Genomic DNA, 26,441 nt, shown 5'->3' with positions numbered 1-26,441 from the left:
AATACACGTTTTTCACAAAAAATGTTATAATATTTACATTAAAATATAAATATTTTAATGTATTTCTTAACCAATTAAAATTTTTAGTAGTTTTCCGCAAACTTATTCGCAATTCGCATAGAAAATAATAAAAATTAAAAATTAAAATATATCAAATGAAATTTTTTACTAACAAAAGCTCTTTTTTAGAAGCTATAAAGTTTTCAAGCAACTTCTCTTCTGACAATAATTTTGATCAGATACTTAAAAACCTTTACATGAAAATCGATAGTAAGGGTTGTAAGATTTATTCTAGCAACGGTCAAGTTTCATCTGTTTATAAAATTGAGGATGATATAGATGTTGAAGAAGAAGGTGAAGTGATTGTTAATGCTAGAAAGCTTATTACAATCATTCAGTCTATTGTTTCAGAAAACTTTACATTAGCAAAACTGGACAATCAGTTAATTGTTAGAGCAGGTAAGATGCAAACCTCTCTAAATCTTGAAGAAGATGTTTCATACCCTGAAATAGAAATTGATGACTCTAATTTCAGCGTCATCGATTTAGACAGCTTTTTATTTGCAAAAAGTATTAAAAAAGTTACTCACTCTACTTCTGTACAAACAACAAAAAATTCTATTAGTTCAGCAATTAATTTTCAGAAAGATCCAGATGATATGAATATTTGGATTACGGGTTCTGATGCTATTAAACTTTCTAGCTGTTACTATGAGGTAAGTGATACTGAAGATGCTCTTAAAACTAAATTCAACTTTTCCGTTAACGCAGTGTCGCTTTCATATGTTGCTGCTTTCTTAAAGGATAAAGATCAATTGCTATTGAAAATAAATAGCAAAAGTGATAAAGTAGTATTAACAAACAATAAGTTTGTTTTATATCTTAGAGTTGAAAACGAAACCTTCCCTGAATTTAAAAAGATTTTAAATGCGAACGAAGTTGTAAGCAGTTTTGTTGTTGATAAAGATGTAATTAGCAACAACCTTCATGCATTAACAGGAGTATTATCTTTATCAGATCAAGGAAAAAATAATGCTGATGCTAATTTTGAAATTTTAAAAAACACATTGAAGATTAGCACTAATTCGTTTGATATCGCTTCTTATAGTTCTGAATTTGATATCAGTGAATTTGAGGGTGAAAGCAAAGATATAAATCTAAATCCTTTTTATTTGCAAGAACACATTAAAATGTTTGAATCAAAAGATATAGTGTTTAAACTTTTATTACAATCTGCAATCTCTGGATGTATCTTAAAGATATTCGAAAAGAACAACGATAATTTCAAACTTAAGTTTGTGCAAGTCTTAGCGCCTTCATCTACAAACTAATTATGACGTTATACGAATTATTAGAAGTTGATTCAAATGCAACAATCAGTGAAATTAAATCTTCTTATAAACGTTTAGCAAAAAAATATCATCCTGACATTAACAAGGACGGACATGATAAATTTGTGCAAATCAATAACGCTTATTCGATTCTTTCTGATGAGCAGCAACGGCAAAAATATGATTTCATGTTGCAACATGAGAATTCTAAAACTTTCGAATTCTCTGCTGATGGATTGACATATGAGTATTCTGGTGCAGAAGTCTGGCATGAAAATTTCACGAAAAATGTAAGTTTAACTCAACAATGAGACTTTAATCCATCTAATTATTACTACGAAGAATACAATCTTTATCAGAAGTTTGATAAGATTTCAATTGATGGTTTAGGAGCGTTTTTAGATTTTGACATCTCTTGCGCTTTTTATGAATTAGATACAAGTTTTAGCTTGCCTAATAATTTGGTTAAGCGATTAATTAACCGTCAAGATGTAATCAGATATGATATTACTGAAAATGAATTAATTGAATATCTTAAGCATCGTTATGACTTTAGTTCTTGATTGTTGTTAAAAAAGTATTTCAACATTGAAGCAATCATTGAAGTTACTCAAGAAGAAATTGATAGTCAAAAGATTATTAACATTCCAATCAAAATTAAGGTTATTAATTTAAATCGCAGTTATGAAATTTGGCATGAAGAGTTAAGAAACTATGCTTTTATCATTCCTGAAAATACCAAAACAGGAGATGTTTCTGAGTTCTTTGGCAAAGGTAATGTAGCTTTAGGTTGGCAAGGTGATTTAATCGTCCGTTTCAAAGTTGTTCCAAGAATTGAAAAACGCCTAAAAATTTTCTCTAGTATTTTGAACAATGAAAAGAACAGTTTATGGTTTTTAGTTCCTAGTGAAAATAACAAAAATCCTAATACCAAAATCTTTAATTATAAGACTTATCAGTTCAATAATTAAGATTGTTATATGGTATAATATACGTACGTTACGTATGGCTCATTTATGGGCTTAAAAAACACAGTTTTGACGTAATAAAAATTAGCATAAAATTACAGAATATGGATAGATTACTTTTAAGAGGATAGTATCGTTAAAAGTAATATCTTTATTTTATGGCTATAATTTGAAGTTTCAGCTAGGAGATAGCAAGTAGTGAGCGACACAAAAAAAGACCAATATAGCTCGGAAAATATTACGATCCTTGAAGGATTAGAAGCAGTTCGAAAAAGACCTGGTATGTACATTGGTTCTACGGACCAAAAAGGTCTTCACCACATGATCTGAGAAATCGTTGATAACTCTGTCGACGAAATGATGGCAGGTTATGGATCAACTGTTAAACTTACATTAAAAGACAACTACTTAGTTGAAGTAGAAGATGACGGTCGTGGTATTCCGATTGATATTCACGAAAAGACAAAAAAATCTACAGTTGAAACCGTTTTAACAATCTTACACGCTGGTGGTAAGTTTGATAGCGATTCTTATTCTATGTCTGGTGGTTTACATGGGGTAGGTGCTTCAGTTGTAAATGCTTTAAGTACAATGTTCAAGGTTTGAGTAAACCGTGAAAACAAGATCCATTACATTGAGTTTAAAGATGGTGGTGTTCCATTAGAATCATTAAAAGTGATCGGTTCTGATAATAAGAAGCAAGGTACAAGAATTCAATTTATTCCTGACTTTAGCATTATGGAACAATTTGAATACGACGAAACTGTAATTGCTGATCGTTTAGAACAATTAGCTTTCTTAAATAAGGGTATAAAGTTTATCTTTATTGATGAAAGAACTGATAAGAAGACTAAACAAGAATGATTGTACGAAGGTGGAATTAAACAATACGTTGAGTTCTTAAATGATTCGAAAGAACCAATTATTCCTCAAATCATTTATGGTGAAAAGAAAACTAAGGTTACTTTACCTAAGAGAAATTTGGAAGTAACTATGTTACTAGAAGTTGCGTTTCAATACACTAACGGTTATTACAACTCAACTTATTCATTCTGTAATAACATTCACACCAACCAAGGTGGTACTCATGAAGAAGGGTTTAAGAATGCACTTTACAAAATCATTAATCGCTACGCTTTAGAAAAGAAATTTATTAAAGAAACTGATGGTAAGATCAGTAAAGAAGATCTTAGCGAAGGTTTAACCGCGATTATCTCAATTAAGCACTCAGAACCTCAATACCAAGGTCAAACCAAAGATCGTTTAGGTAATACTGAAGTAAGAGAATTTACAAATAGTGTAGTATCTGAACTGTTAGAAAGATTCTTCTTAGAAAATCCTGAAGAAGCTGCTAAGATTACTGCAAAAGCAGTTTCGGCAATGTTTTCAAGAAAACGTTCTGAAGCAGCTTTAGAATCTGCTAGAAAATCTCCATTTGAATCAGCTTCATTACCAGGTAAGTTAGCCGACTGTACAACAAAGGATATGGAAATATCTGAATTGTACATCGTCGAAGGGGACTCTGCGGGTGGTTCAGCTAAATCTGGTCGTGATCGTTTTTACCAAGCGATTTTACCGCTTCGTGGTAAGGTTTTAAATGTTGAAAAAGCTAACCATGAAAAGATTTTTAAAAACGAAGAAATTAGAACATTAATAACTGCTATTGGTGCTGGTGTAAACCCAGAATTTTCACTTGAAAAAATTCGTTACAACAAGATCATCATCATGACCGATGCTGACGTTGATGGTGCTCACATTCGCATCTTGTTATTAACATTTTTCTTCAGACACATGTTCCCATTGATTGAGAAAGGACATGTGTACATCGCTCAACCTCCATTGTATCGTGTAAGCTATAACAAACAAAACAAATATATTTATTCAGATGCACAATTAGAACAATGAAAAAATGAAAATCCTAATGTGCGTTATGAATTACAACGTTATAAAGGTCTAGGGGAAATGGATGATGTTCAACTTTGAGAAACAACCATGGATCCAGAAAAAAGAACTTTATTAAAAGTATCAATTAATGATGCTGCTAATGCTGATAAAACATTCTCACTATTAATGGGTGATGAAGTTTCACCACGCCGCGACTTTATTGAGAAGAACGCTAAATTAGTTAAGAATATTGATTTCTAATACAATATCAGGTTAAACAATGAATCCTAACGATAAAAATAATATAAAAGAACTGTTAAGTAAAACAGTAGTTAAAGAAGCATCGATTACTAAAGAACTTGAAACTTCATTCATGGAATATGCCATGTCTGTTATTGTTTCAAGAGCTTTACCAGACTCACGAGACGGATTAAAACCAGTACATCGTCGTGTTTTATACGGTGCTTACACTTCAGGTTTAACTCATGATAAACCATACCGAAAGTCAGCTCAGATCGTTGGTCACGTTATGGGTAAATATCACCCTCATGGTGATAGTGCAATCTATGAAACTATGGTGCGGATGGCACAACCATTCTCATTAAGATATATGTTAATCGATGGGCATGGTAATTTTGGTTCGATTGATGGTGATAGTGCAGCGGCGATGCGTTATACAGAAGCAAGATTATCTAAGATCTCTGCTGAAATGCTACGTAATATCGACAAGGATACAGTTGATTTTGCTGATAACTATGATGCTTCAGAAAAAGAGCCAGTTGTTCTACCTTCATTGTTTCCTAACTTATTAGCAAACGGTTCAAGTGGTATTGCTGTAGGTATGGCAACCAATATTCCCCCGCACAACTTGAGTGAATTAATTGGTGGGATTAAACATTTACTAGTTAATGAAGATGCTAGCATTGAAGATTTAAAACAATTTATTAAGGGACCTGATTTTCCAACTGCTGCAGAAATCTTAGGAGAAGCTGGAATTGATGAATACTTCAATACCGGTAGAGGTTCAGTTTCAGTTCGTGCTAAATCTGAAATCGAAGAATTACCTAATAACAAGAACAACATTGTTATTACTGAGATTCCTTATATGGTTAATAAAGCAAATCTGATTAATAAGATTGCTGAGTTAGTTAAAACTGAACAGATTCAAGGAATTGCAGATTTAAGAGACGAATCAAACCGTGAAGGAATTAGAATTGTAATTGAAACTAAACGCGATGTTATTCCTGAAGTTTTATTAAACCAACTTTACAAATCAACTCAATTACAAACTAATTTCTCAGTTGCAATGCTTGCTTTGGTTAACAATCAACCAAAAGTGCTTAACATTAAAGAAGCATTACAAATCTATATTGATCACCAGTTTGATATCTTGTTGAGAAAAACAAGTTTTGAACTAAAAAAAGCTCAAGCATCAGCTCACATCGTTGAAGGTTTAGTAATTGCAACTAATAACATTGATGATGTTATTGAAATCATTAAGAATGCTAAAGATAATGAAGAGGCTAAGAATACTTTGATGTCTAAATATGAGCTTAGCGAACTTCAAGCTAAAGCAATTCTTGATATGCGTTTAAGAAGTTTAAGTGGTCTTGAACGCGAAAACTTACAAAAAGAATTAGAAAAACTTCGAGAATTGATTAAAGATCTAGAAGAGATTCTTAAGAGCAAAGAAAGAAGAATTGAAATTATCTCAGATCAACTTGATGAAATTGATCGCAAGTTTGGTGATGAAAGAAGAACTAAGATTTGTTATGGTCTTAACTCATCAATCGACAACGAACAATTAATCCCAGTTGAAACTGTAGTAATTACTAGATCATCTAAGGGTTACTTAAAGCGAATACCAATTAGCGCTTATAAGGTTCAACACCGTGGTGGTGTTGGGGTTAAAGGTATGAACACATACGAAGATGATGATGTAGAATCATTAATCGTTTGTTCAACTCACTCAGATTTATTATTCTTTACCAACTATGGTAAGGTGTATCGAATCCGTGCACACCAAGTACCATTAGGCTCAAGAATCTCTAAAGGGATTCCAGCAATTAATCTAATTAGCATTGAAAAAGATGAAAAACTAATGTCGTTATTATCAACTAATGATTATGACAGCGGTTACTTCTTCTTCTCGACGAAAAAAGGTTTAGTTAAACGTGTTGAAGCATCTGAATTCTCTAGAATTCAAAGTAACGGTAAAATTGCGATTAAGTTAACTGAAAACGACAGTTTATTTAAGGTGATTAAGACTACTGGTGATGAAGAAATTTATATTGGTGTTTCATCTGGTTTACTAGTTAGATTTAAAGAAGATGCAGTTCGTTCAATGGGTCGTGCTGCGCAAGGTGTGATTGGTGTTAAGTTCAAGAATGCCAAAGATGAAGTGATCGGATTATCATCTTCTAACGAAGGTAAATTATTACTTGCAGTTTGTGAAAAAGGTGTTGGTAAGATGACAGATCGTGAAGAATACCGTATGACCAATCGTGGTTCTAAAGGGGTGATTACGATCAAGGTTACTCCAAAAACTGGAAATATCATCAATACTCAATTAGTTAATGGTAATGAAGAATTACTAATGATTTCATCAACTGGTAAGATTGTTCGCGTGCCGTTAGCTGAAGTATCTGAACAAGGACGTAATACTTCAGGTGTGAAACTAATTTCATTAAATGATAAGGAATACTTACAATCAGTAGCAATTTTTGATGTTGAACAAGATGATACTCAACAAGCTACTTCAGGTGAATTAGATAAACAAACAGAATTAGATGATAATCAAACTAATAAACAATCATCTAATGATTCAAACCACGAAGAATAAAATATTTGAATAAGCGAAATAATAATAGGTAAATAACAACTATGCTAGACAAAAATCTCTTAAAAACTAATTCAAAGGAGATTAGAGAACAGCTTAAAAGTCGATCATTTAATCTTGATTGATACGACGAATTTTTGCGTTTAGAAAAACAATTAAATACTTCACTTAAAACGATTGAAAAACTAAACGAACAAAAGAATATTAATGCAAAAAAAGCAGCTGGTGCTCAATCAGAAGCTGAAAGAAAAAAGCTAATCCAAGAGGGTGGATTAATTCGTTCTGAATTAGAGAAGAACGAAGCTAAATATAATGAAATTAAAGAAGAATTTGATTATATTTATCAACGTATTCCTAACTTACCGACTGAAGATGTTCCGATTGGTAAAGATGAAAGCGAAAATGTTGAGATGTTTAAATCAAGAAAACCTACTGTTTTTGATTTTAAACCTTTAGCACATTATGAATTAGCTACTAAGCTTGATATGATCACTCTTGATACAGCCACTAAGATTACTGGGTCAAGATTTTCAATTTACAAAAAAGATGGCGCAAGATTAATGCGTGCAATTCAGCAATTTTGTCTAGATGTAAATGCTGATAAGTATGAAGAATATTTACCACCAGTAATTGTTAATAACGATTCTTATTATGGTTCTGGACAGTTTCCCAAATTTGTTGAAGATGTTTTCAAACTAGAAGCAACTAATTATTATTTAGCGTCAACAGCCGAAGTTCAATTAGTTAACTTACACCGCAATGAGATCTTAAAAGAATCAGATTTACCTAAATATTACACTGCATCAACTGCTTGTTTTAGATCTGAGGCTGGTAGTGCTGGAAAAGATACTAAAGGTTTAATTCGTCAACATCAATTCTATAAGACTGAACTAGTTAAGATTGTTCACCCAAGCGCTTCTAAACAAGAACATGAAGAAATGGCAAGAGACGCTGAAAAGATTCTTGAACTATTAGAATTACCATACCGTAGAATCATCTTATGTACTGGTGATATGGGTTTTAGTGCAACTAAAACTTATGATCTAGAAGTATGAATTCCGTCTGAAAATAAATACCGTGAAATTTCTTCGATTTCAAATTGTGGGGATTTTCAAGCAAGAAGAGCAAATATTAAATTTAAGGATGTGATTTCTAAAAAGAATCTTTATGTTCACACACTTAATGCTAGTGCATTAGCTCATGATCGTTTATTTGTTGCGATCGTTGAAAACTACCAGCAAAAAGATGGATCAATTAAGATTCCAAAAGCATTACTTAAATATTTTGATAAAGAGTTTATAAGATAGTAAAAAGATGAAAAAAGGGGTATTTATTGTTATAGAAGGAGTTGATGGATCGGGTAAAAGTTCATTTATCAAAAGAATGGCGAATGAATATTTAACGATTAATTCTCAACCAATTATTTATTCACGTGAGCCCGGCGGCTGTCAAGCTTCTGAACCTATTCGAGAACTGATCATGAAGTTATCTAACTCTGATCCATTAACAGAAGCATTATTATTTTCTGCTTCTAGAAACGAACATTTAAAAAAGAAGATTTTACCCGCTCTAAATGATAACAAGATTGTCATTTGCGATCGTTTTGTTGTGTCTTCTTGGATTTATCAAGGGATTGTTAAAAACGCAGGTTATGAAAAGGTTAAAAAGATCAATGATTTGGTTACTGATCATTTAGAACCTGATTTAACAATATTATTCGACATTGATCCAGAAGTAGCAGCTAAAAGAATTTCTGAACGTAGCACCATGAATCATTTAGATGCTTATACAAAAGAACGCGTTCATAATGTTAGAAATGCTTATTTAGAAACATTAAAAGATAACAATAAAGTTAAGATTATCAACGCTTCATTAGATCTTGATACTGTTTATAATGAAGTAGTAAAAATTATTACTTCTTTTGTTAAAAACCATGGACTTAACTAATAAATATATTCCTATTCTTTTGTATGAAAACAAGAGTTGTTATTTGAAGAAATATTTGGAAGAATATTTAATTAATATTGTTTGTCTAGAAGATAAAAAACCTTGCAAAAAGTGCGTTTGATGTTTGAAAATTATCAATAATGATTATTATGATTTAATTGATGTTTATCCTCATAATAATGTTATAAGAAAACAAGATATTATTGATATTCAAAATAAGTTTAATAATACGGCTCTTGAAAGCAGAGGGCTTAAAATTTATATCATCCATCAAATTGAAAAAGCTAACAAGGAATCTTTAAATTCCTTATTAAAATTTTTAGAAGAACCTAAAGATAATACGATCGGGATTTTGACTACTAGAAAACCCTATGGAGTTTTGAGCACGATTGTTAGTAGGTGTGTTAGATATTCTACAGGTGTTTATGAAAACAAAGTAGAATTCAAAAATAAATATAAACCTAAGGAATTAGATATCATAAAAACTATGTTTTATAGTTATGATGATATTTTGAGATATGAAAAAACAAAAGATATCTATAAATTGTTAGAACTAATTCATTTGCTAGAAGTGTCAAACAAAAAATTTGATCATATAATGAACATAAGAGATTTGTTTGAAAAATTAGATTATTATGAAATTAGTTTGATATTAAATTATCTTATTTTTACCGGTGATTTTGCGAAAAAAAGTAAATTAATTCCAATTTTAGATAATTTAAATCTAAATGTTTCTAAGAACGCAATTTTAATAAGTATCATTGATTAATTAATCATGAAAAAATACGAAACAATATATGCTTTAGCAACAGCTCCTTATAATAGTGCAATTCATGTAATCAGATTATCTGGACCTAATTCATTTGATGTAATCAACAAGATTTGTAATAAAGAAATAACTAAAGAAGGTTACAAAATTCAGCATGCAAAGATCATTGATAACGATCAAGTTATTGACGATGTTTTATTAATGAAGTTTGTTGCTCCTAAAAGCTTTACTGGTGAAAATTCAATTGAAATTAATTGTCATGGTGGTCTATTTGTAGTTAATAAAATTATGGGTCTCTTAAATAAACACGGCGCACATTTAGCACAAAGAGGAGAGTTTTCTAAACGTAGCTATATTAATAAAAAGATCGACCTTAACCAAGCAACAGCAATTCATGATTTGATATTCTCTAGGAATAATCTAAGCCATTCAGCAAGTATTAATGCTTTAGGCGGTTTGTATTCTAAAGATATTAAAAGTATTCAACAAGAAATTTTTAGATTAATCGGTTTGGTAGAAATTGCGATCGATTATCCTGAATACGAAGATGAAAAAAACGAGTTAGTTACCGAATTTAAAAATTTGAAAAATATACGGCAAAAACTGCAAAGAATTATTAATAAATCATTTAGATTGAAGCAAATTTCTGATGGTATTAAAGTAGCTATTGTTGGTGAACCTAATGCTGGTAAATCTTCGTTGTTAAATGCTTTTTTAAATGAACAAAAAGCAATTGTAACTAATATCCCTGGAACAACAAGAGACACGGTTGAAGGTCAAATAATTCTAAACGATGAATTAATAATTAATCTTATCGATACAGCAGGGATAAGAAAGAGTAGTGATCAAATTGAGCAAATTGGTATTAACAAAAGCTTCAAAATGATTGATAAATCAGATTTAGTTATCTATCTTATTGATCTAAATAATTATGAAAACTACGACAAAACCAATATTTATAAATATCTAATTGATAAGCAAAAACAATTTGTTTTAGTTGGTAATAAAGTTGATGAAGTTGATCCAACATTAAATACAGGTAATATTAAGATTAAAATCAGCGCTAAAAATAATGATATTGCTGAATTAGTTCAATATTTGGAAAAAACAAGCTTAGCTATTTTTAACGACGAAAATAAACAAGATAGCATTTTCCAACAAGAATGACAGATTAACTTATTACAAACAGCTTTACATAATATTAATTTAATATTAAATGATCAAAATCAATATCATGATATTGTTATTCAACATTTAAATGAAGCTAATAATTCTTTATTAAAAGTTTTATCAGAATATGAAGATTACAACCTTATTGATGAAATTTTTAAAAACTTTTGCTTAGGTAAATAACTCATGAAATACAAGCTATACGATACTCACTGTCATGTTAACTGTTGACAACTATTTCCTAAATCAGATGAATTATTAAAAGCATTTGATCAAGAAAACATTTATATCAACGTAGTAGGAACTTCATTAGAAGATAGTGTGCTAGCTGATAAGATAACTAGAGAATATAATTGTTGCTCAGCTTGTATTGCTGTTCATCCTAATGACGTTCAAGATCATAATCTTGAAGAAGTTAGAGCTGCTTTTGAAAAACTACTATCTGCTCCTAATAACAAAATTGTTGGTATCGGTGAATGCGGTTTAGATTTTTATTACACAGACAAATACAAAGATGTGCAATACAAATTTCTAGATATGCACTTAGATCTAGCTAATAAATATAATAAACCACTAATGTTGCATATAAGAAATGCTCATAAAGAAATAGTGGAATATTTGAAAAATAAAGAAATTTCAGTTCCAATTATTTTTCACTGTTTTTCGCAAGATGTTGAAACATATAAATTACTAGAACAATTACCTGCTAATATAACTAGATACTATTCAATCCCTGGTGTTGTTACATTTAAGAATGCTAAAGCATTGCAAGAAGTCATTCCACTCATAAAAAACGAACAGCTACTTGTTGAAACTGATGCACCTTATCTAACTCCACACCCGTTTAGAGGAAAAGAAAATAATTCTCTATATCTAAAATACACAGTTGACAAAATTGCTGAACTAAAAAATGTGAGTGTTGAACAAATTCAACAACTCACATTTGACAATGCCTTTAATCTGTTTAAACCCAAGATTAATTAAGTTATATTCTATTCTCTTTCTTTAAAAGGGTAAACGTTTCTAGGTTTAGAGAAGTCACTAGGGGGAAAAGGTGCCTGTCTAGAAGGTGGAATTCCGCCCATATTTTTTGGATTGGGTGGGATATTATTATTTTGCTGATAAGGCACATTATTTTTTGGTTTAATGTTGTTTTGGTAAACCCTACCAGGTAAATATCTTGTCTGGTTATGAAATGATTTAGCTTTAGCTTGATTGGGATTATAAACAACCAAATGATTTCTAGATCTCTTACCTGGTAAACGGTAAAACCTTACTTGATCAATTTCAGCAACAACACCGATTCTCTTGAATTCTTTACGAATATCATTAATAATATCTGAAGTTCGTATATTCTGTGCCTTAATCTCTAGGTATTTCTTTTTAGGGTTATTCTTAACCATGTATTTTTCTTCGATCTGCATAATAAACACGTGTTCAGCTCTTAACACAGACCAAATTAATAAGTTAAGATAATCCTCTTTTAATTTCTTATTAAAACTAATGTAGATGAAGAAAATCGGTCAAGCATATTGAATAGCTCTAAACAATGCGCGTATCCGAGAATTCTCTCTTATATTAATTCTTTTAACCTTAAGGTACTCATTGTTAATTTTATTTAGGTTAATGATTGCAAAAACATAATTAATAATAACGATGGCGCCAAATAGAATTGAAGTAATAATTCCAATCCAAAAGATCGGTGATGTTAATCCTATGTTGGGTGCCCCGTCAGGTTTTTTTAAAATTCATGGGAAACTAGCGAACACTCCAAATAACGTTAAACAAATGAAGTTAAAAAGAAAATCAAATGCTGAATATTTTCTTTGATATTCTCATGTTTTCCACGCATTAAAATCAAAACTGCAAGCAAACATAATTACATATATTTTAATATTGTATTAATATATTCTTAAATTTTACAATGTTTAGCAAAAAAGCAGGCATGTCATAAATTACTAAAATTGAAATAATTGGTTAGTCTCAAACAATTTTAGAACTGTAATTATTTAAATAATTTCTTAAAAAAGTTTTTAAATTTATCTAGCAAAGAAGCTGAATCAGATACTTGGTTGTTAACCAATTTATTTACTGGTAGGGATTATAGTTGTTGTTGTAGTTCAGATTTAGTATCTAACCCAGTTTCGTTTTTAGTATCTTGTTTAAGTTCTGGCTCAGGCTGTAGTGCAGACTTTAGCTGTGGTTCTTTTTGCACAAGTCTTGTAACTTCATTTTCTCAAGGCTCCAATTCAGAATTTAATTGATCTAAATTCGATCCTTCCATAAGGATTCGGTATATCCTAACAGTTATTGAATCAATTATTTTTTCATTATTGAAATTTATTCTTGAACTAATATCAACGGACAAGGTATAAGTTTTTCTTCCCTTAGCTTGGTAATATAACTGTCTCGCTAATGAATCAGGGATGGTGCCATTCTCACTTACCTCAAATGTTTTAATTTCCAAAACGCTGTTTTCATCAGACAGATCACATAAAGCTAGAACCTTATTATCTTGAGAAATTGATAATTCTTGACTAAGAATCTTACCTGTTCTAAAGATTCGTTCTTTAATAAAATCAATAATTGGATATAGGTTTTGCGTAATTTTTAAAGACGAATCATTAACTTCTTTGATAAGTTCATTATACCTAGGATCTAATGAAATTAAACTTCCATCGCCTGCATCGAAAACAGGAATCTCTTCAACCGCTTTTGTTAATGAACCAACATATTCAAGATGACTTTTATTTTTAACCAAAAATTCATAATTATCTTGTTTTTGCGCATTGATCATTGCATTGATTCGGTTTTCAATCGTAATGCCTTCAATATTTTGACCGAATTTTCTTGCAGATTTTAATAATTCACTAGATAAAGAATATTCAAAAACAAGTTTAGGAGTCGCTGCAATATTAGGGATTGGAAAATTAATTGCTTCTGCTAATGTTGGATATTTATTTAGATAGCTTATTGGCAAGATGTATTTATCTGAAAGTTTGAATAGTTTTTCTTTTATAAAGAAATAATTCCCGTTCTTTAATTTTTCATATAATTTCCATTGCAAGACGCAGTCATTAAGACTTGTATGGATATCTTTAACGTTATCAATATTAAATAAACGACAAAGATTATCTTTACTCATCTGACCAGAAAAGAAAAATCCAGGGTTAGGAAAACTCGCCTTAATGCTTTCAAATTTAAGATTTTCAAATCCGGTTAGGTTGTAGCGTTTACAATAATTGATTATGAAATCGTAATCAAATGTTCCCCTGCCACCACTAAAAGATAATAAGATTTTGTTCTTTAGATCAAATGTTTCGATCAATTTATCTAATTCTTCTTGAGTTATATGAGTTTGATCAGCCAAATCCTCATCCCTAATACCGTTAATTCATGTGGTTAAAACCAATGGTTGTAAGTCTAATGGTAAGAAACGGTTATAACATTTACCGTTTGAGGGGTGGTAGATAGATATTGATAAAAGATCATCATTAACTTTCCGTAATCCGTTAGTTTCTACGTCAAAAACAACATATTTATCTTTTAGATGTTCAAAAGGAGTTATGTAATCAACATTAACAATATAGTCTTCAAAAGACATCTGTTTAACATTAATATCTTGATCTGAAAACGCCACTTGTTCAAGTAAACTTTGTCCAATATTTAGCTTATCAAGTTCTTGACGAAGTGCCTGAATTTCGTTTGCTCTTCTAGTATCAGCTATCATTTCTTCTAACGACATTCTGGCCTTTTGAAAAAACTTTTCCTCAAGCTCCTTATTGCGGTAAGCAACTCTTATAAGCTCAAGTTTTGGTGTGAAATTCATCCCATAATTGGTCGTTGTTTGATCATAATGAATCATTAGCAACTTATCTGGTGTGATTTTAAAGTATATACCTGGTTCTGGTTGTTTGCCTGTTCATAAGTGATTCTTAGCATTTCTCAATCATTTAATAATAAGAAAATCTCATAGATCAATTAACTCAACTTTGTTGTCCTTTGAAAAACGCTTTTTAGCCATTTAAAGTTTACTCCTGATGATGGTTTTGCTGATAAGAACAACGACATTGCGAAAATTTGCGATGAAATTGAGTTTTTTAACAACTCATATTGACTTACAATATTATAAATATATAGCAGTAGTATTAAAACTCAAAGAGAATGTTATATTAAAATTTTACAAAAAATAAACGATAACCCAAACAAATTAAACCGATATATAAGCTAACTAAGAGATAAGAATATCAGCTATTATCCTGATCTTAATTATTCTTTTATAAACTTTTAAAAATATAATTAATTAGTAATAAAAGGTTTTAAAATTGAGTTTTACAGTAAAAGATATATACGATAAATTCGAAGTCATCTTAAAAATTTTAGATGGTGAAGAAAGCTTAGATCGTGAAATCGAAAAACCAGGGTTATCAAGAGCGACATTCGAATTACTTGGTTCAATTCAGTCAGATCGAATCAAAAACGCTGTCGTGTTTGGTAATCGCGAATACAATTACTTAACTTCTTTATCAATAGAAGAAAGAAATCGAAAGATAAAAAGAATATTAGAGTTAAAACCCCCAGTTTTAATTTTGACCAAATCTTTTCTAGATCCAAGTTTTTTAATTGAATGTAACGTAGATTACAAAGTTCCTATTATTGCTACTGATATGTACTCTAACGAGTTGAATATCTCGATCGGTCTTTATATCTCTAAGCAATTAGCTAAATACACCATTCACCACGGTGTATTAATTGAAGTTTATGGCGAAGGAGTGCTGATTACAGGTGAATCTGGAATTGGTAAATCTGAAGTAGCAATGGAGATGCTTCGCAAAAACTTCTTGTTTGTAGCCGACGACGCAATTTCAATTGCAAGAATCGGAGATCGCTTGATTGGTCGACCAACTGAGATCAATAAACACTTTATTGAAGTGCGAGGGATCGGGATTTTAAATGTTACTAAGATGTATGGAATTGAAAAGATCAAATCATCTGCGCACATTTCAGTAGTTGTTGAACTTATTAATATAAGAAGTAACCAACCATACAACTTTGAAAGAATTGGTCAAAAAACCCGTTATAAAGTAATTGAAGATATTAAAGTGCCTCACTATATTTTGCCAATCAGTTCTGGTCGCAGAAGTAGTGAACTGATTGAAAGCGCAGTAATCGACCTTAAATTAAAACGTGATTGACTATACAACTCTGGAGATGATTTTGTCGAACGTTATTATAAACACATGAATAGGAGCGAATAATTTTAATATGTACACGCCAGGTATTCATACAGTAAACGACAGTTTTGGGACTGCATTTATGATCGGATCATTTGATGTAAGGTATTATGGCATCTTATATGCACTAGGGATTTTGATTGCGATCGTAATTGGTATAGTAACTCTTAAATATAAATACAAAGTTGATGACAATCCTTATTTTTATTATGTATTTATAGGAATTGTATCAATTATTTTAGGGGCGAGAACTTGATCGTTTATTATTGGAGATTCAAAAATTGGGCAAACACCATTTTTTGCCATTCACCAAGGAGGTCTAGCGATCCAAGGTGGGGTAATCTTTACTTTAACGACTGGATTAATCTTTTTCTTTTTTATCTTGCGTAAACCAAAATATTACGTGAAGAAAAACTACCTAGTTTATGAAAATCATAATTTGGTAACTAAAACCTTTTATAAACAAGCAAGCATGTGAATATATGCTGATGCAATCATTCCGACTATTTTAATTGGTCAAGCAATTGGTCGATGAGGTAACTTTTTTAACCATGAAGTGTTCGGACAAGGCTTAACTGTAGAACAAGCACTAAACCAATGAGGGTTCTTAAAAGTATTAATGCCTGGCGTGTTTGAACATATGTTTATTACCGAAAACGGTGTAACATTATTTAGAGTTCCGATCTTTTTAATTGAATCATTCTGCAACGTGATTGCTTTTGCAATTATTGTTTTCTTACTTGATTTTGTTAAAGATCTAAAAACTGGTGGCAGATGTATGCTGTACTTCTTAGCAACCGGTATCATTCGTTTGATTATTGAAACTCAAAGAGACGGACAATTTAAGTTTGCTACTTCAATTGTTACATCAGCTTTATTCTTATTTGGTGGAATCTTCGGATTTATCTTAACGCAATGAGTATTTCCACGATTTAGAAACAAAAAGAACTACTTCTTTGTATATAACAACATGAAGATCTTTTTTATCAGTTTGTTTAAAAACTATATTAATAAATACAAATACCTAAAAAAATCAGATATTAGAAAAAAACTAGAATCTTCTAAAGCTATATATACCAAGAAATTTTCTGAGATGTTCTTTTATAGTGATGATTATGATTTACTAATCAGAAAAGATTAATATGTTTATTAAATTAGACGGAACACAATTATCACAAAAACTTAAAGAGCAGCTAGCTAAAAAGATTAATAATGACCAAATCAAATTATTAATCATAGTTAGCGATCCATCAGATGCCTCAAAAATCTATGTTCGCAACAAGATTAACTATTGCGAATCATTAGGCATTAAAACAGAGGTTTGCGATCTGTCTGATGTTGATGAAACAAACTTATTCATTTTTAAGATGCATGAAAAGATTGAGTTGACTAAACCTAATGGGGTGTTAGTACAATTGCCAATCAAAGCAACATTAGATGTGAATAAAGTTATTAGCAAGATCCCCATTCATTTGGATGTGGATGCTTTTTTGTATGAGCAATTTGATCAAGTGCAAAAACAAAAAGTTATTCCTTGCGTGCTTAATGCTGTTTTAGAGCTATTTAACGAATACAACCTTAGTTTTTTAGATAAAAAGATCTTATTGATCGGTAATGGGATTACATCAAATCAACCGATAATTAATTATTTAAACGAGCAAAAGATTGCTTATGATCTTGTTACTAAAGAAAACAGTGAAGAGTTAGATGAAAAAACAAAGCACGCAGATTTGGTAATTTCAGCTGTAGGTAAGGCCAAGTTCTTATCAAATTATGAGTTCAAGCAAGGTGTAATCTTTATTGACATCGGGATTGATAAATATTTTGACGAACAACAAAATAAATACGTAGTTTGTGGTGATTTTGATTACCAAAAACTTCAAACTATTGCTTCATACGGTACACCCACCCCAGGAGGAGTAGGTCCGCTAACAATTTATTCTTTAATCAAAAATTTAATTAACCTGTCTGAAATTCAAAAGGTTAATAAACAGCTTTTTTAATTAAAATTATATATAGAGATATATGTCTAAAATTAGAACCAGATACGCACCATCACCAACAGGATATTTTCATATTGGTGGTGCACGAACAGCTTTATTTAACTACTTGTTTGCTAAGCACAATAACGGGGAATTCATCGTTAGAATTGAAGATACCGACATCGAAAGAAACGTTGAAGATGGTGCTGAAAACCAACTTTATAACTTAAAGTGGTTAAATATTTTTGCTGATGAATCAATTTGAAATCCTACACAAAGCGGGCCTTATCGTCAGTCTGAAAAACTAGAAGTTTATCAAAAACATGCTTATAAACTTTTAGAAGAAAAGAAAGCTTATCGTTGTTTTTGTAGTCCTGAAGAACTACAAAAACACCGCGAAGATTTATTAAAGCAATACAAACCGCCTATCTATTCTAGAAAGTGTTTGGGATTATCAGAAGAAGAGATTCAAAAAAATCTAGCAGCCAAGATTCCTTTTACAATTAGGTTACAACTAAAAGATAATTATGAGTATTCTTGAAACGATCTAATCCGCGGGAATTTAATCTTTAATACTAGTTCAATGAGCGATCCGGTGATTCTTAAATCTAATCAGATTGCTACTTATAATTTTGCAGTTGTGATCGATGACCATGATATGAAGATATCTCATATCTTAAGAGGTGAAGAACATATTTCAAACACACCTTACCAGTTAGCCATCAAAGAAGCATTAGGGTTCAAAGACGAATTTGTTTATGGACATTTATCAATCATTGTTGATGAGACCGGCAAGAAGTTATCTAAACGTAATTTAGCCGTAGAACAATTTGTTGAAGGATTTAGAAAAAAAGGTTATTTAGCCGAAGCGCTTGTTAACTTCATTGCCTTATTAGGTTGATCTCATCCTGATAATATCGAGATCTTAGATTTGCCTAGTTTAATTAAAGCATTTACGATTAAAAATCTAAGTGCGTCTCCTTCATTTTTTGATATTAAAAAATTAAACTGAATATCATCTGAATACATTAAAAATATGGATGATGTTATGTATTTAGCATTCATTAAGCCATACGTAGATCTTAATGAATATGATGAGATTAAAACTAAGGTTAATGAGATTTGTTTAATCTTTAAGAACCAACTACAATATGGTTATCAAATTAACGAGATTATTAAAGAAAGTTTTGTTCCCAAAGTTGGTTTATCTAACCTTGACCAAGCAGATTTGGATTTCTTAAAATCAAATCCAAATTATAAACAACTATTAATTTCATTTAAAGAAAAGATAAATGAACTAGAAGTTGTTAATGATGATAATGTTAAACAGATCATCAATTGACTAGGACACCAAACTCAATTAGGAGATGTAGTTTTAGAAAAACCTCTTGGTGGTAAGAATTTATACATGCCATTAAGAGTTGTTTTATCTAATAGAAAACATGGTCCTGAATTAAACAAAGTGATTGCTTTGTATTCAAAGCAAACGATTATCAAAAATCTTGATGATGCGATTAACTATTTAAGTAATGCCAAATAAAACTAATCGAGCTTATTTTTTAAAAGATCCTATTCACAGTGAAGTTGTTTTTAAAGATAAAACAGCTTGGATGCAACAATTAATTCATACTACTGAATTCAAAAGATTAAAAAGAATTCAGCAACTTGGATTGTCAAGCAATTTATTCCCAGGAGCATCACACAACCGGTTTTCGCATTGCCTTGGTGTTTATGAACTGCTAAGAAAAATGATGCTTAAATCAACGTTTAAACGAATAAATGATTATGATAAGCAAACATTGATCTGTGCTGGGTTATTACATGACTTAGGTCATGGTCCGCATTCTCACGCTTTTGAATTTTATATCAACAATTGTATTGATGATAATAAGCAAAGATTTCATCACGAAGTGATGACGGCTAAACAAATCTTGAATAAACATGGTGAAATTTATCCAATCCTAAAAGAAAACAACATTAATCCTGAGGATGTTGCAGCATTAATCGACAAGAACAATCCTTCACTTAAGAAAAAACCGCTTTGGATGCAACAACTAATTTCATCTGAGTTGGATGCAGATCGAATCGATTATTTAAAACGCGATTCTTATTTTACTGGTGCTACTTATGGAACGATTGATTCTAAACTATTAGATCGTTGGATCGTATATGATCCCAAGTCTAAACAAGTTGGGTATGAGAAAAAAGCAATTACCACAATTGAGAGTTTACTAATAGGGCGCTACCATATGTATAAGTCCGTTTATTATAACCACAAAAGCGTTGTATTAGAACAAATCATCACCTTAGTATTTAAACGAATGGTGGATCTAATGAAAGAAGGCCGATTAGATTATTATGGCTTTGATATTATTCAACAAGTTTTTGAATCACTGTTAATTCATAACGATATCAACAAAGTTGATTTAAACAAATTTAAATATTTAACAGACGATTATTTCAATACCTTCTTATACCAACAATGAATTAATAATAAAGATTCGATACTAAAAAACTTATTAAACAATCACTTTGTTAAGAATAAGTTTGTTATTTGATCATTTGATGATCAATTAAGAAGGGAAGAGATCTATAATCAACTAAAAGGGATTATTGATGAAAGTCAATACTTTGTCGTTAAGGATAGCTACAAAGACAAGACTTTGTATTCTAAAACTTCTAACTCATTAGGGATTAATATCTACGAACAAAACTCTAAAAAGTTTTATCCGATTACTAACTACTCTAAGATTTTAGATATTAGCTATCCAGAAGCATTTAACCATCTCATTATCTTTGATTATGAGAAAGCATCCAAGAAGCAAAAAGCCTTTAGTCAAATCAAGAATCAATACAATAAATTAACGCAATAATTGATTGTTATTCAATCAATTATTTTTTTAACTATTAGCAAGTTTTATCTAAAGGTACCTATTTTTGTTAAATGTTTGGTAATAAACACTTGCTAATATTTGCCAAATCAACATTCCGCCTTAATTCGTATATAATCAAGAAAAACACCACAGTATTATGAAACCTTTAAAAGATATTTTAAAAAGTCAAAAAGCATTTTTTGATAGCAATATAACCAAAGATTATCATTTTAGATTAAATAACTTAAAGAAGTTAAAAGAAATTGTATATCTTTATGAAAACGATTTTTGTGAGGTGTTAAAAAAAGATTTTAATAAGTCTGCTTATGAAACATATATTAGCGAACTGGTTTTAATTAAAAAAGAACTAAAATATGCGATAAAAAATCTTAAAAAATGAATGAAACCCAAGTACGCGCCAAGAAGTGTTTTTCAGTTTTTTGCCAAGGTTTCATATCGGTACCAACCGTATGGAAACACGTTGATTGTTGCACCATGAAATTACCCATTATTATTAGTTTTTAATCCGTTGATAGCAGCAATTTCAGCAGGTAACACATCAGTTATTAAATTAAGTGATTTTGTTCCAAATACTTGTGATCTATTATTGAAAATTTTTAGCAAACATTTTGATGAAAAATATATCTATTTTATCGATAATAATGAACATTCTATTGAAGAAATGATGGCGTTAAAATATGATCACATTTTCTTTACTGGTAGTGGTGGTGTTGCTAAAAAAGTTATGGAAAAAGCTTCATCAGATTTAACCCCAGTAACTTTAGAATTAGGTGGCAAATCGCCATGTATTATTGATAAAGATATCAATCTAAAAAAAACTGTTAAAAGTTTTCTATTTGGAAAGATCTTAAACGCTGGTCAAACATGTATTGCGCCAGATTATTTGGTTGTTCACAAAGATATATACAATTCTTTTGTTAACGAACTAATTAAACAGTTAGAAGAATTAAATCTAAATGCGAATAACATGACGCACATTATTAATGAACAACATATGAAGCGATTAGAAAGATTAATATCTAAGACACCAAAAGAAAAGATTGTTTATCAAAAAGCTAATCAAAAAAACTATTTTCATCCTCTAGTAATTGGTAATGTTAGTTTTACAGATCCGATTATGAAAGAAGAGATATTTGGACCGATTATTCCAATTATTAAGTATGAAAATATTGATGATTTAATTCAACAGTTAAAAACTAAAGATAAAGCATTAGCTTTGTATATGTTTAGTAATAATAAAGCTATTACCAACCAAGTGTTTAACAGTTTAGAATTTGGTGGTGGAGCGATCAACGACACTGTTATTCATATAGCCAGCAGTAACACACCGTTTGGTGGAGTTGGTGCTAGTGGAATGGGTAATTATCATGGCTATTTTGGTTTTAAAACCTTTAGTTATGCCAAGACAATATTAACCAAAGGAAAGATTGATAACAGCTTAAGATATCGTCCGTATACTGATCAAAAATTCAAGCTGATTAAAAAAATTTTTAAGTAATCTTTTGAATAAGACATATCTTTATATGGTTAGATTATTTTTTAACACTAGTGTTAATGCACCCCTTTGCATTAATCTAACTTTTCCTTTATAATTAAATATATTAATCGATTTATAGTTATTTAATGACTTTTACTTTTTGATTAGATAAATGTTAAATTCTAAAAAACGAAAGATCATTAAATTGGTTACCTTATCAGCGAGTTCATTAACCGTAGCAGGTGGAACAACTTTAGGGATTGTTTATAGCCAAAATGCAGGTACCAATAACGACAGTTTAGTTCAGAGGCAAAACAAGATTACCTTAGATGGTAGTGGTAAAGCCCAAGATGCTTATAATTCTAACCGGGATAATAATTTACCTGAAGTAGAAACACCAGTTACTAAAGCTCCGGTTGTAATAGACAAACCAAAGCCTGAACCTGAGAAAAAACCAGAAGAGCCTAAACCTGAGAAAAAACCAGAAGAACCTAAACCTAAACCAAGACCCGTTGATCCCAACGACGTTTTTGCTGCCACAACACAAATCCAATACGTAACTTATGATAAGCAAGATTACGGTTTGGATCAGCACGCCCCTAAACAACCTAATGATCCAAGCAAAGTAGTTTTAGATGCTGCAGAAGCACAAGCTTTATACGAAAAAACAAAATCATCGATTACTAAGACTATACAAGCCTTAGAAAGAGCTAAAGCCCTAGGTGCTGCTGGTGCTAATGATACCGAAGCTCGCGATACTGTTTACAGAGAATCAGGCTACAGTGGTAATAAATCGTTCTTTGATATTATTTGGCAAAAACTATTTACTGAATCTACTCGTGGTAAATTAAAAATCGATTGATTCCTAGAATCATTAAACAGCTATTCAAGAGATAGCTTTATCATGTCTGAATCTAAGTCAAACAGAACATGAAGAATTAATGTGAATAGTGAACTTACATTTAATGTAAGTTTTGGTTACACTAGTGAAGATGCTAACCCTGTAATTCGATACCATAAAGAAGTTTATCGTTACCGTGTGCTAGGCACTCCTAATAAGTGAGCTATTGATAATCCTAGAGATATCTTAAACGGTAATTTTGCTGGTTGAGTTAAGACAGACTTAACTCATGAATTTGTACAAGATCAGAAGTACGGAATCAGCAGATCTGATGGTATCCGTGTAAGAAATTACAAACCAGGAGATCCAAGTGATCCTTATTACGCTAATAAGAAAGAAATGAATGTTTTCGTGTTAAATGTTGACAATACAAAAGGATACGATAAATTCATAAACTTCTTAAACAAGGTTAAGGATACAACTCCTGAAATTGGTGTTGTGTTAGAAAACGTTGGTAAAACACACACTAATAGAAACGTTTATGACATCATTAAAGCATTACCAAATAACGTGGTAACTTTAACAGTGTTCTTTGAAAACTCTGACACCACTTCATTATTAGCTTTAGAAAACAGACACCTAAGAGAACTAAATATCTATACAACTGGACAAGTTAACAGTGGTCTATGATCAATCAACCCATTAGCTTTAAAACACATTAACTTTATTCCATCATTATTAGCTTACAACGTTGGTGGTTACCCACGTGGTACTACTGTTGCTTCAACTCCAATTATTGGTAAATTAAAGTTTGACCGTAATGATGATTACAAACGTGTTCAAGAAGGTCTAGATATTGCTAGAGCAAGAAGAAGTGAGCGTATCTTCCAAGGTAACTTCCAAGGTGATGGTGCTAAGCCAGTTGCTTGAGATTTTTCAAGCGCTCCAATCATTAGAACATTACAGAACTTAGATGTTCATGATGCTGAATTAAGAGAGATAACTTTATCATCTGATTTAGTTGATACAGATGAGCAAGGTAATATGTTTGTTACATATAACCTATCTGAGTTTAACCATGCTCAATTCAACCAAGCATTAAGATATATGTCTGCATCTCCTGATCGTTATATCCACTTTGGTAAAGGAACTGAAATTCTTCAACCTGAATCATTAATCTTAAAAGGTGAAGCGAATGAATTACAAGAAGGAAGCGTAATTGAATTAACTCAATTCATTCGTTATGCAACAACTGGTGGTGCATTTAAAAAAGTATTTACTTCTTCACACGCTGTAGCAGATGCAATTAACGCAGCAGCAAGAGGGTGAAGAACTAAACCACAAGTGATTTTAGTAACACCTGATAAGTTAGCTAAATACGAACCTAAAATCTTCCACATCGATCCTAAGCTAAACCCAATTGGTTTACCGCTTAAATAAAACTGATCAATAAGAATAATTAATTTATTTTAGGCTAATTTAAAGATTCAAAATAATAAAAAAACAACTGACATGGGGTTTGGGCAAAAGTCAAATCACATGTTCGTTGTTTTAATTATTAACTATATGAATGATATTTAATCAGCACAGTTTTATAATGTAAGTCTCTGTTCTTATAAACGTATAAATTTATAAAAGTTTAGGATTATTATCAAACATTCTTTGTTATGCTAAAACAGCACGTTAATAAAATCATTATATAATTAAATATATATAGATTCATATTCTGTCAAGATACAGAAGATTTATAGTTATTTAATGAGCTTTTACTTTTTAAAAACATCCACTTAAAATGTTAAGTTCAAAAAAAAGAAAGATCATTAAATTAATATCAATTAGCTTATCTTCAATTTCTATTGGAGCAGCTAGTACTTTTGGGATAATTTATTCAACTACTGGATCAGAATCGCAATCAGATCTGATTCAAAGAAGTAATGTTGTTAAATTAGATAACGGGTCACAAGATACTGACGATTCACAAAATTCGAATCGTGATTTTAATTTACCAACAGAACCTAAGAAACCTGATAATAAACCAATTATTATCAACCCACCTGAAAAGAAACCTGATTCTAAACCTGAACCAAAACCTCAACCTTCTCCGTTTGATGAACTGGCTCCAGATACACAAATCAAGTATGTTCAGTACACATCTGAGAAGTATAATTTGGATCAAAATACTCCTCAACAACCTAACGACCCAAGTAAGCCAACACTTGGTAATGATACTGCGCAAGCGTTATATAACCAAACTATTACTTCATTAACTAACGCGCGCAACATGATAGCTAATGCTATTAACAGCGGTAATGGAGCTAACGACACAGCTGCTCGAGATACTTTAGTTAAATTATCTGGTTATGATGGTAACTCTGAATTCTTTGATGGAATTTGAAAACAACTATTCACAAATGTAGTTAATGGTAAAACTGCTGCTGAATGATTACTTGATTCAATCGATAGCTGATTAAACAGCGGTATTATTATGTCTGAATCAAAAGCTAATCGTACTTGAAAGATTTACGTTAATGCTGACTTTACTATTAATGTTGCTTTTGGTTATCAAGATGAAAACCAAAACCCTGTTTTAAATTACTACAAAGAAGTAAACTCTTACAAGGTTTTAGGTGCTCCAGACTGAAGATACAGCCCTAGTCCAGATGATATTATTGAAGGTAACTTTAAAGGTTGAAATAAATCTGATGTAACTAGTGAATACACTAATGACAAATATGGAATTAACAGCAGCGATGGTATCCAAGTATTAAATTACACTCCTGAAGACAAAACTAACGCTTACTACAAAGATAAGAAAGATCTGAAGATGTTTATCTTGGATGTTGATAACACTTCAGGTTACCAAAAATTCATTGACTTTATTAATAAAGTTTATCAAAATGATAAGACTAGCCAAATTGGTGTGACTCTTAAAAATGTTGGTAAGACTCATACAACAAGAAATGTTTATGACATCATTAAGGCATTACCACCAAACGTTGAAACTCTTACTGTATTCTTAGAAGGTGCTGATACAACATCACTGTTAGCTTTAGAAGACCGACATTTAAGAGAATTAAATCTATATACAACAGGGCAAGTTAACAC

The 26,441-nt window shown here is 30.9% G+C and carries 19 protein-coding genes; 17 read left to right on the top strand and 2 right to left on the bottom strand.

The features are described 5' to 3' along the window. Positions 1-155 precede the first annotated feature (155 nt). The 9 genes from P690_RS0102925 (at position 156) to P690_RS0102885 (ending at position 11,892) form a co-directional block, all read left to right on the top strand. Positions 156-1,331, top strand: coding sequence for a DNA polymerase III subunit beta (locus P690_RS0102925; RefSeq protein WP_027122272.1), 1,176 nt, complete (start codon positions 156-158; stop codon positions 1,329-1,331). 2 nt (positions 1,332-1,333) lie between these two features. Then, positions 1,334-2,302 (top strand): J domain-containing protein, encoded by a 969-nt coding sequence (locus P690_RS0102920; protein WP_027122271.1) that lies wholly within the window; start codon positions 1,334-1,336, stop codon positions 2,300-2,302. 195 nt (positions 2,303-2,497) lie between these two features. Beyond that, positions 2,498-4,444, top strand: coding sequence for a DNA topoisomerase (ATP-hydrolyzing) subunit B (gene gyrB / locus P690_RS0102915; RefSeq protein WP_027122270.1), 1,947 nt, complete (start codon positions 2,498-2,500; stop codon positions 4,442-4,444). A gap of 19 nt (positions 4,445-4,463) precedes the next feature. Then, positions 4,464-7,025, top strand: a complete 2,562-nt coding sequence (gene gyrA, locus P690_RS0102910; protein WP_027122269.1) for a DNA topoisomerase (ATP-hydrolyzing) subunit A — start codon at positions 4,464-4,466, stop codon at positions 7,023-7,025. A gap of 41 nt (positions 7,026-7,066) precedes the next feature. Further along, positions 7,067-8,329 (top strand): serine--tRNA ligase, encoded by a 1,263-nt coding sequence (gene serS, locus P690_RS0102905; RefSeq protein WP_027122268.1) that lies wholly within the window; start codon positions 7,067-7,069, stop codon positions 8,327-8,329. Between the two features lie 7 nt (positions 8,330-8,336). Beyond that, a complete protein-coding gene (gene tmk, locus P690_RS0102900; RefSeq protein ID WP_027122267.1) occupies positions 8,337-8,969 on the top strand; it encodes a dTMP kinase in 633 nt (210 codons plus the stop codon). Next, the gene (locus P690_RS04475) at positions 8,956-9,738 is read left to right on the top strand and encodes a DNA polymerase III subunit delta' (protein WP_027122266.1); all 783 of its coding nucleotides are present in this window, start codon (positions 8,956-8,958) and stop codon (positions 9,736-9,738) included. The genes tmk and P690_RS04475 overlap by 14 nt, the downstream gene beginning before the upstream one ends. 6 nt (positions 9,739-9,744) lie before the next feature. After that, positions 9,745-11,091 carry a tRNA uridine-5-carboxymethylaminomethyl(34) synthesis GTPase MnmE gene (gene mnmE, locus P690_RS04470; RefSeq protein ID WP_027122265.1) on the top strand — a complete coding sequence of 449 codons (1,347 nt, stop codon included), beginning with the start codon at positions 9,745-9,747 and terminating at the stop codon, positions 11,089-11,091. A gap of 3 nt (positions 11,092-11,094) precedes the next feature. Beyond that, on the top strand, positions 11,095-11,892 hold the full coding sequence (locus P690_RS0102885; RefSeq protein WP_027122264.1) for a TatD family hydrolase: 798 nt from the start codon (positions 11,095-11,097) through the stop codon (positions 11,890-11,892). Between the two features lie 8 nt (positions 11,893-11,900). On the opposite strand, the gene P690_RS0102880 is transcribed toward P690_RS0102885, so the two are convergent. Both P690_RS0102880 and P690_RS0102875 read right to left on the bottom strand, forming a co-directional pair. After that, complete coding sequence (locus P690_RS0102880) at positions 11,901-12,785, bottom strand: hypothetical protein (RefSeq protein ID WP_036459652.1); 885 nt, start codon at positions 12,783-12,785, stop codon at positions 11,901-11,903. A 224-nt stretch (positions 12,786-13,009) separates the two neighbouring features. Beyond that, positions 13,010-14,932, bottom strand: coding sequence for a 3'-5' exonuclease (locus P690_RS0102875; protein WP_027122262.1), 1,923 nt, complete (start codon positions 14,930-14,932; stop codon positions 13,010-13,012). Positions 14,933-15,233: 301 nt separating this feature from the next. On the opposite strand from P690_RS0102875, the gene hprK reads away from it, so the two are divergent. From hprK to P690_RS04560, 8 genes are all read left to right on the top strand, one after another. Then, positions 15,234-16,166, top strand: coding sequence for an HPr(Ser) kinase/phosphatase (hprK, locus tag P690_RS0102870; RefSeq protein WP_027122261.1), 933 nt, complete (start codon positions 15,234-15,236; stop codon positions 16,164-16,166). Positions 16,167-16,173: 7 nt separating this feature from the next. Further along, positions 16,174-17,283, top strand: a complete 1,110-nt coding sequence (gene lgt, locus P690_RS0102865) for a prolipoprotein diacylglyceryl transferase (protein WP_027122260.1) — start codon at positions 16,174-16,176, stop codon at positions 17,281-17,283. A 1-nt stretch (position 17,284) separates the two neighbouring features. Continuing rightward, on the top strand, positions 17,285-18,145 hold the full coding sequence (locus P690_RS0102860) for a bifunctional methylenetetrahydrofolate dehydrogenase/methenyltetrahydrofolate cyclohydrolase (protein ID WP_027122259.1): 861 nt from the start codon (positions 17,285-17,287) through the stop codon (positions 18,143-18,145). A 22-nt stretch (positions 18,146-18,167) separates the two neighbouring features. Beyond that, positions 18,168-19,664, top strand: a complete 1,497-nt coding sequence (gene gltX, locus P690_RS0102855; protein ID WP_027122258.1) for a glutamate--tRNA ligase — start codon at positions 18,168-18,170, stop codon at positions 19,662-19,664. Beyond that, complete coding sequence (locus P690_RS0102850) at positions 19,654-20,997, top strand: HD domain-containing protein (protein WP_027122257.1); 1,344 nt, start codon at positions 19,654-19,656, stop codon at positions 20,995-20,997. Before gltX ends, P690_RS0102850 begins: the two co-directional genes overlap by 11 nt. A 157-nt stretch (positions 20,998-21,154) precedes the next feature. Continuing rightward, positions 21,155-22,516, top strand: a complete 1,362-nt coding sequence (locus P690_RS0102845; RefSeq protein WP_036459649.1) for an aldehyde dehydrogenase family protein — start codon at positions 21,155-21,157, stop codon at positions 22,514-22,516. Between the two features lie 151 nt (positions 22,517-22,667). Then, the gene (locus P690_RS04465; RefSeq protein WP_027122255.1) at positions 22,668-24,776 is read left to right on the top strand and encodes a putative immunoglobulin-blocking virulence protein; all 2,109 of its coding nucleotides are present in this window, start codon (positions 22,668-22,670) and stop codon (positions 24,774-24,776) included. A 352-nt stretch (positions 24,777-25,128) separates the two neighbouring features. Beyond that, on the top strand, positions 25,129-26,441 hold a 1,313-nt coding region (locus P690_RS04560), incomplete at its 3' end, for a putative immunoglobulin-blocking virulence protein (RefSeq protein WP_036459646.1).

It is taken from the genome of Mycoplasma imitans ATCC 51306, assembly GCF_000518305.1.
Taxonomy (GTDB): Bacteria; Bacillota_I; Bacilli_A; order Mycoplasmatales; family Mycoplasmoidaceae; genus Mycoplasmoides; species Mycoplasmoides imitans.
The sequence above is the reverse complement of the archived record's forward strand: the minus strand, read 5'-3'. Positions and strand labels throughout refer to the sequence as shown.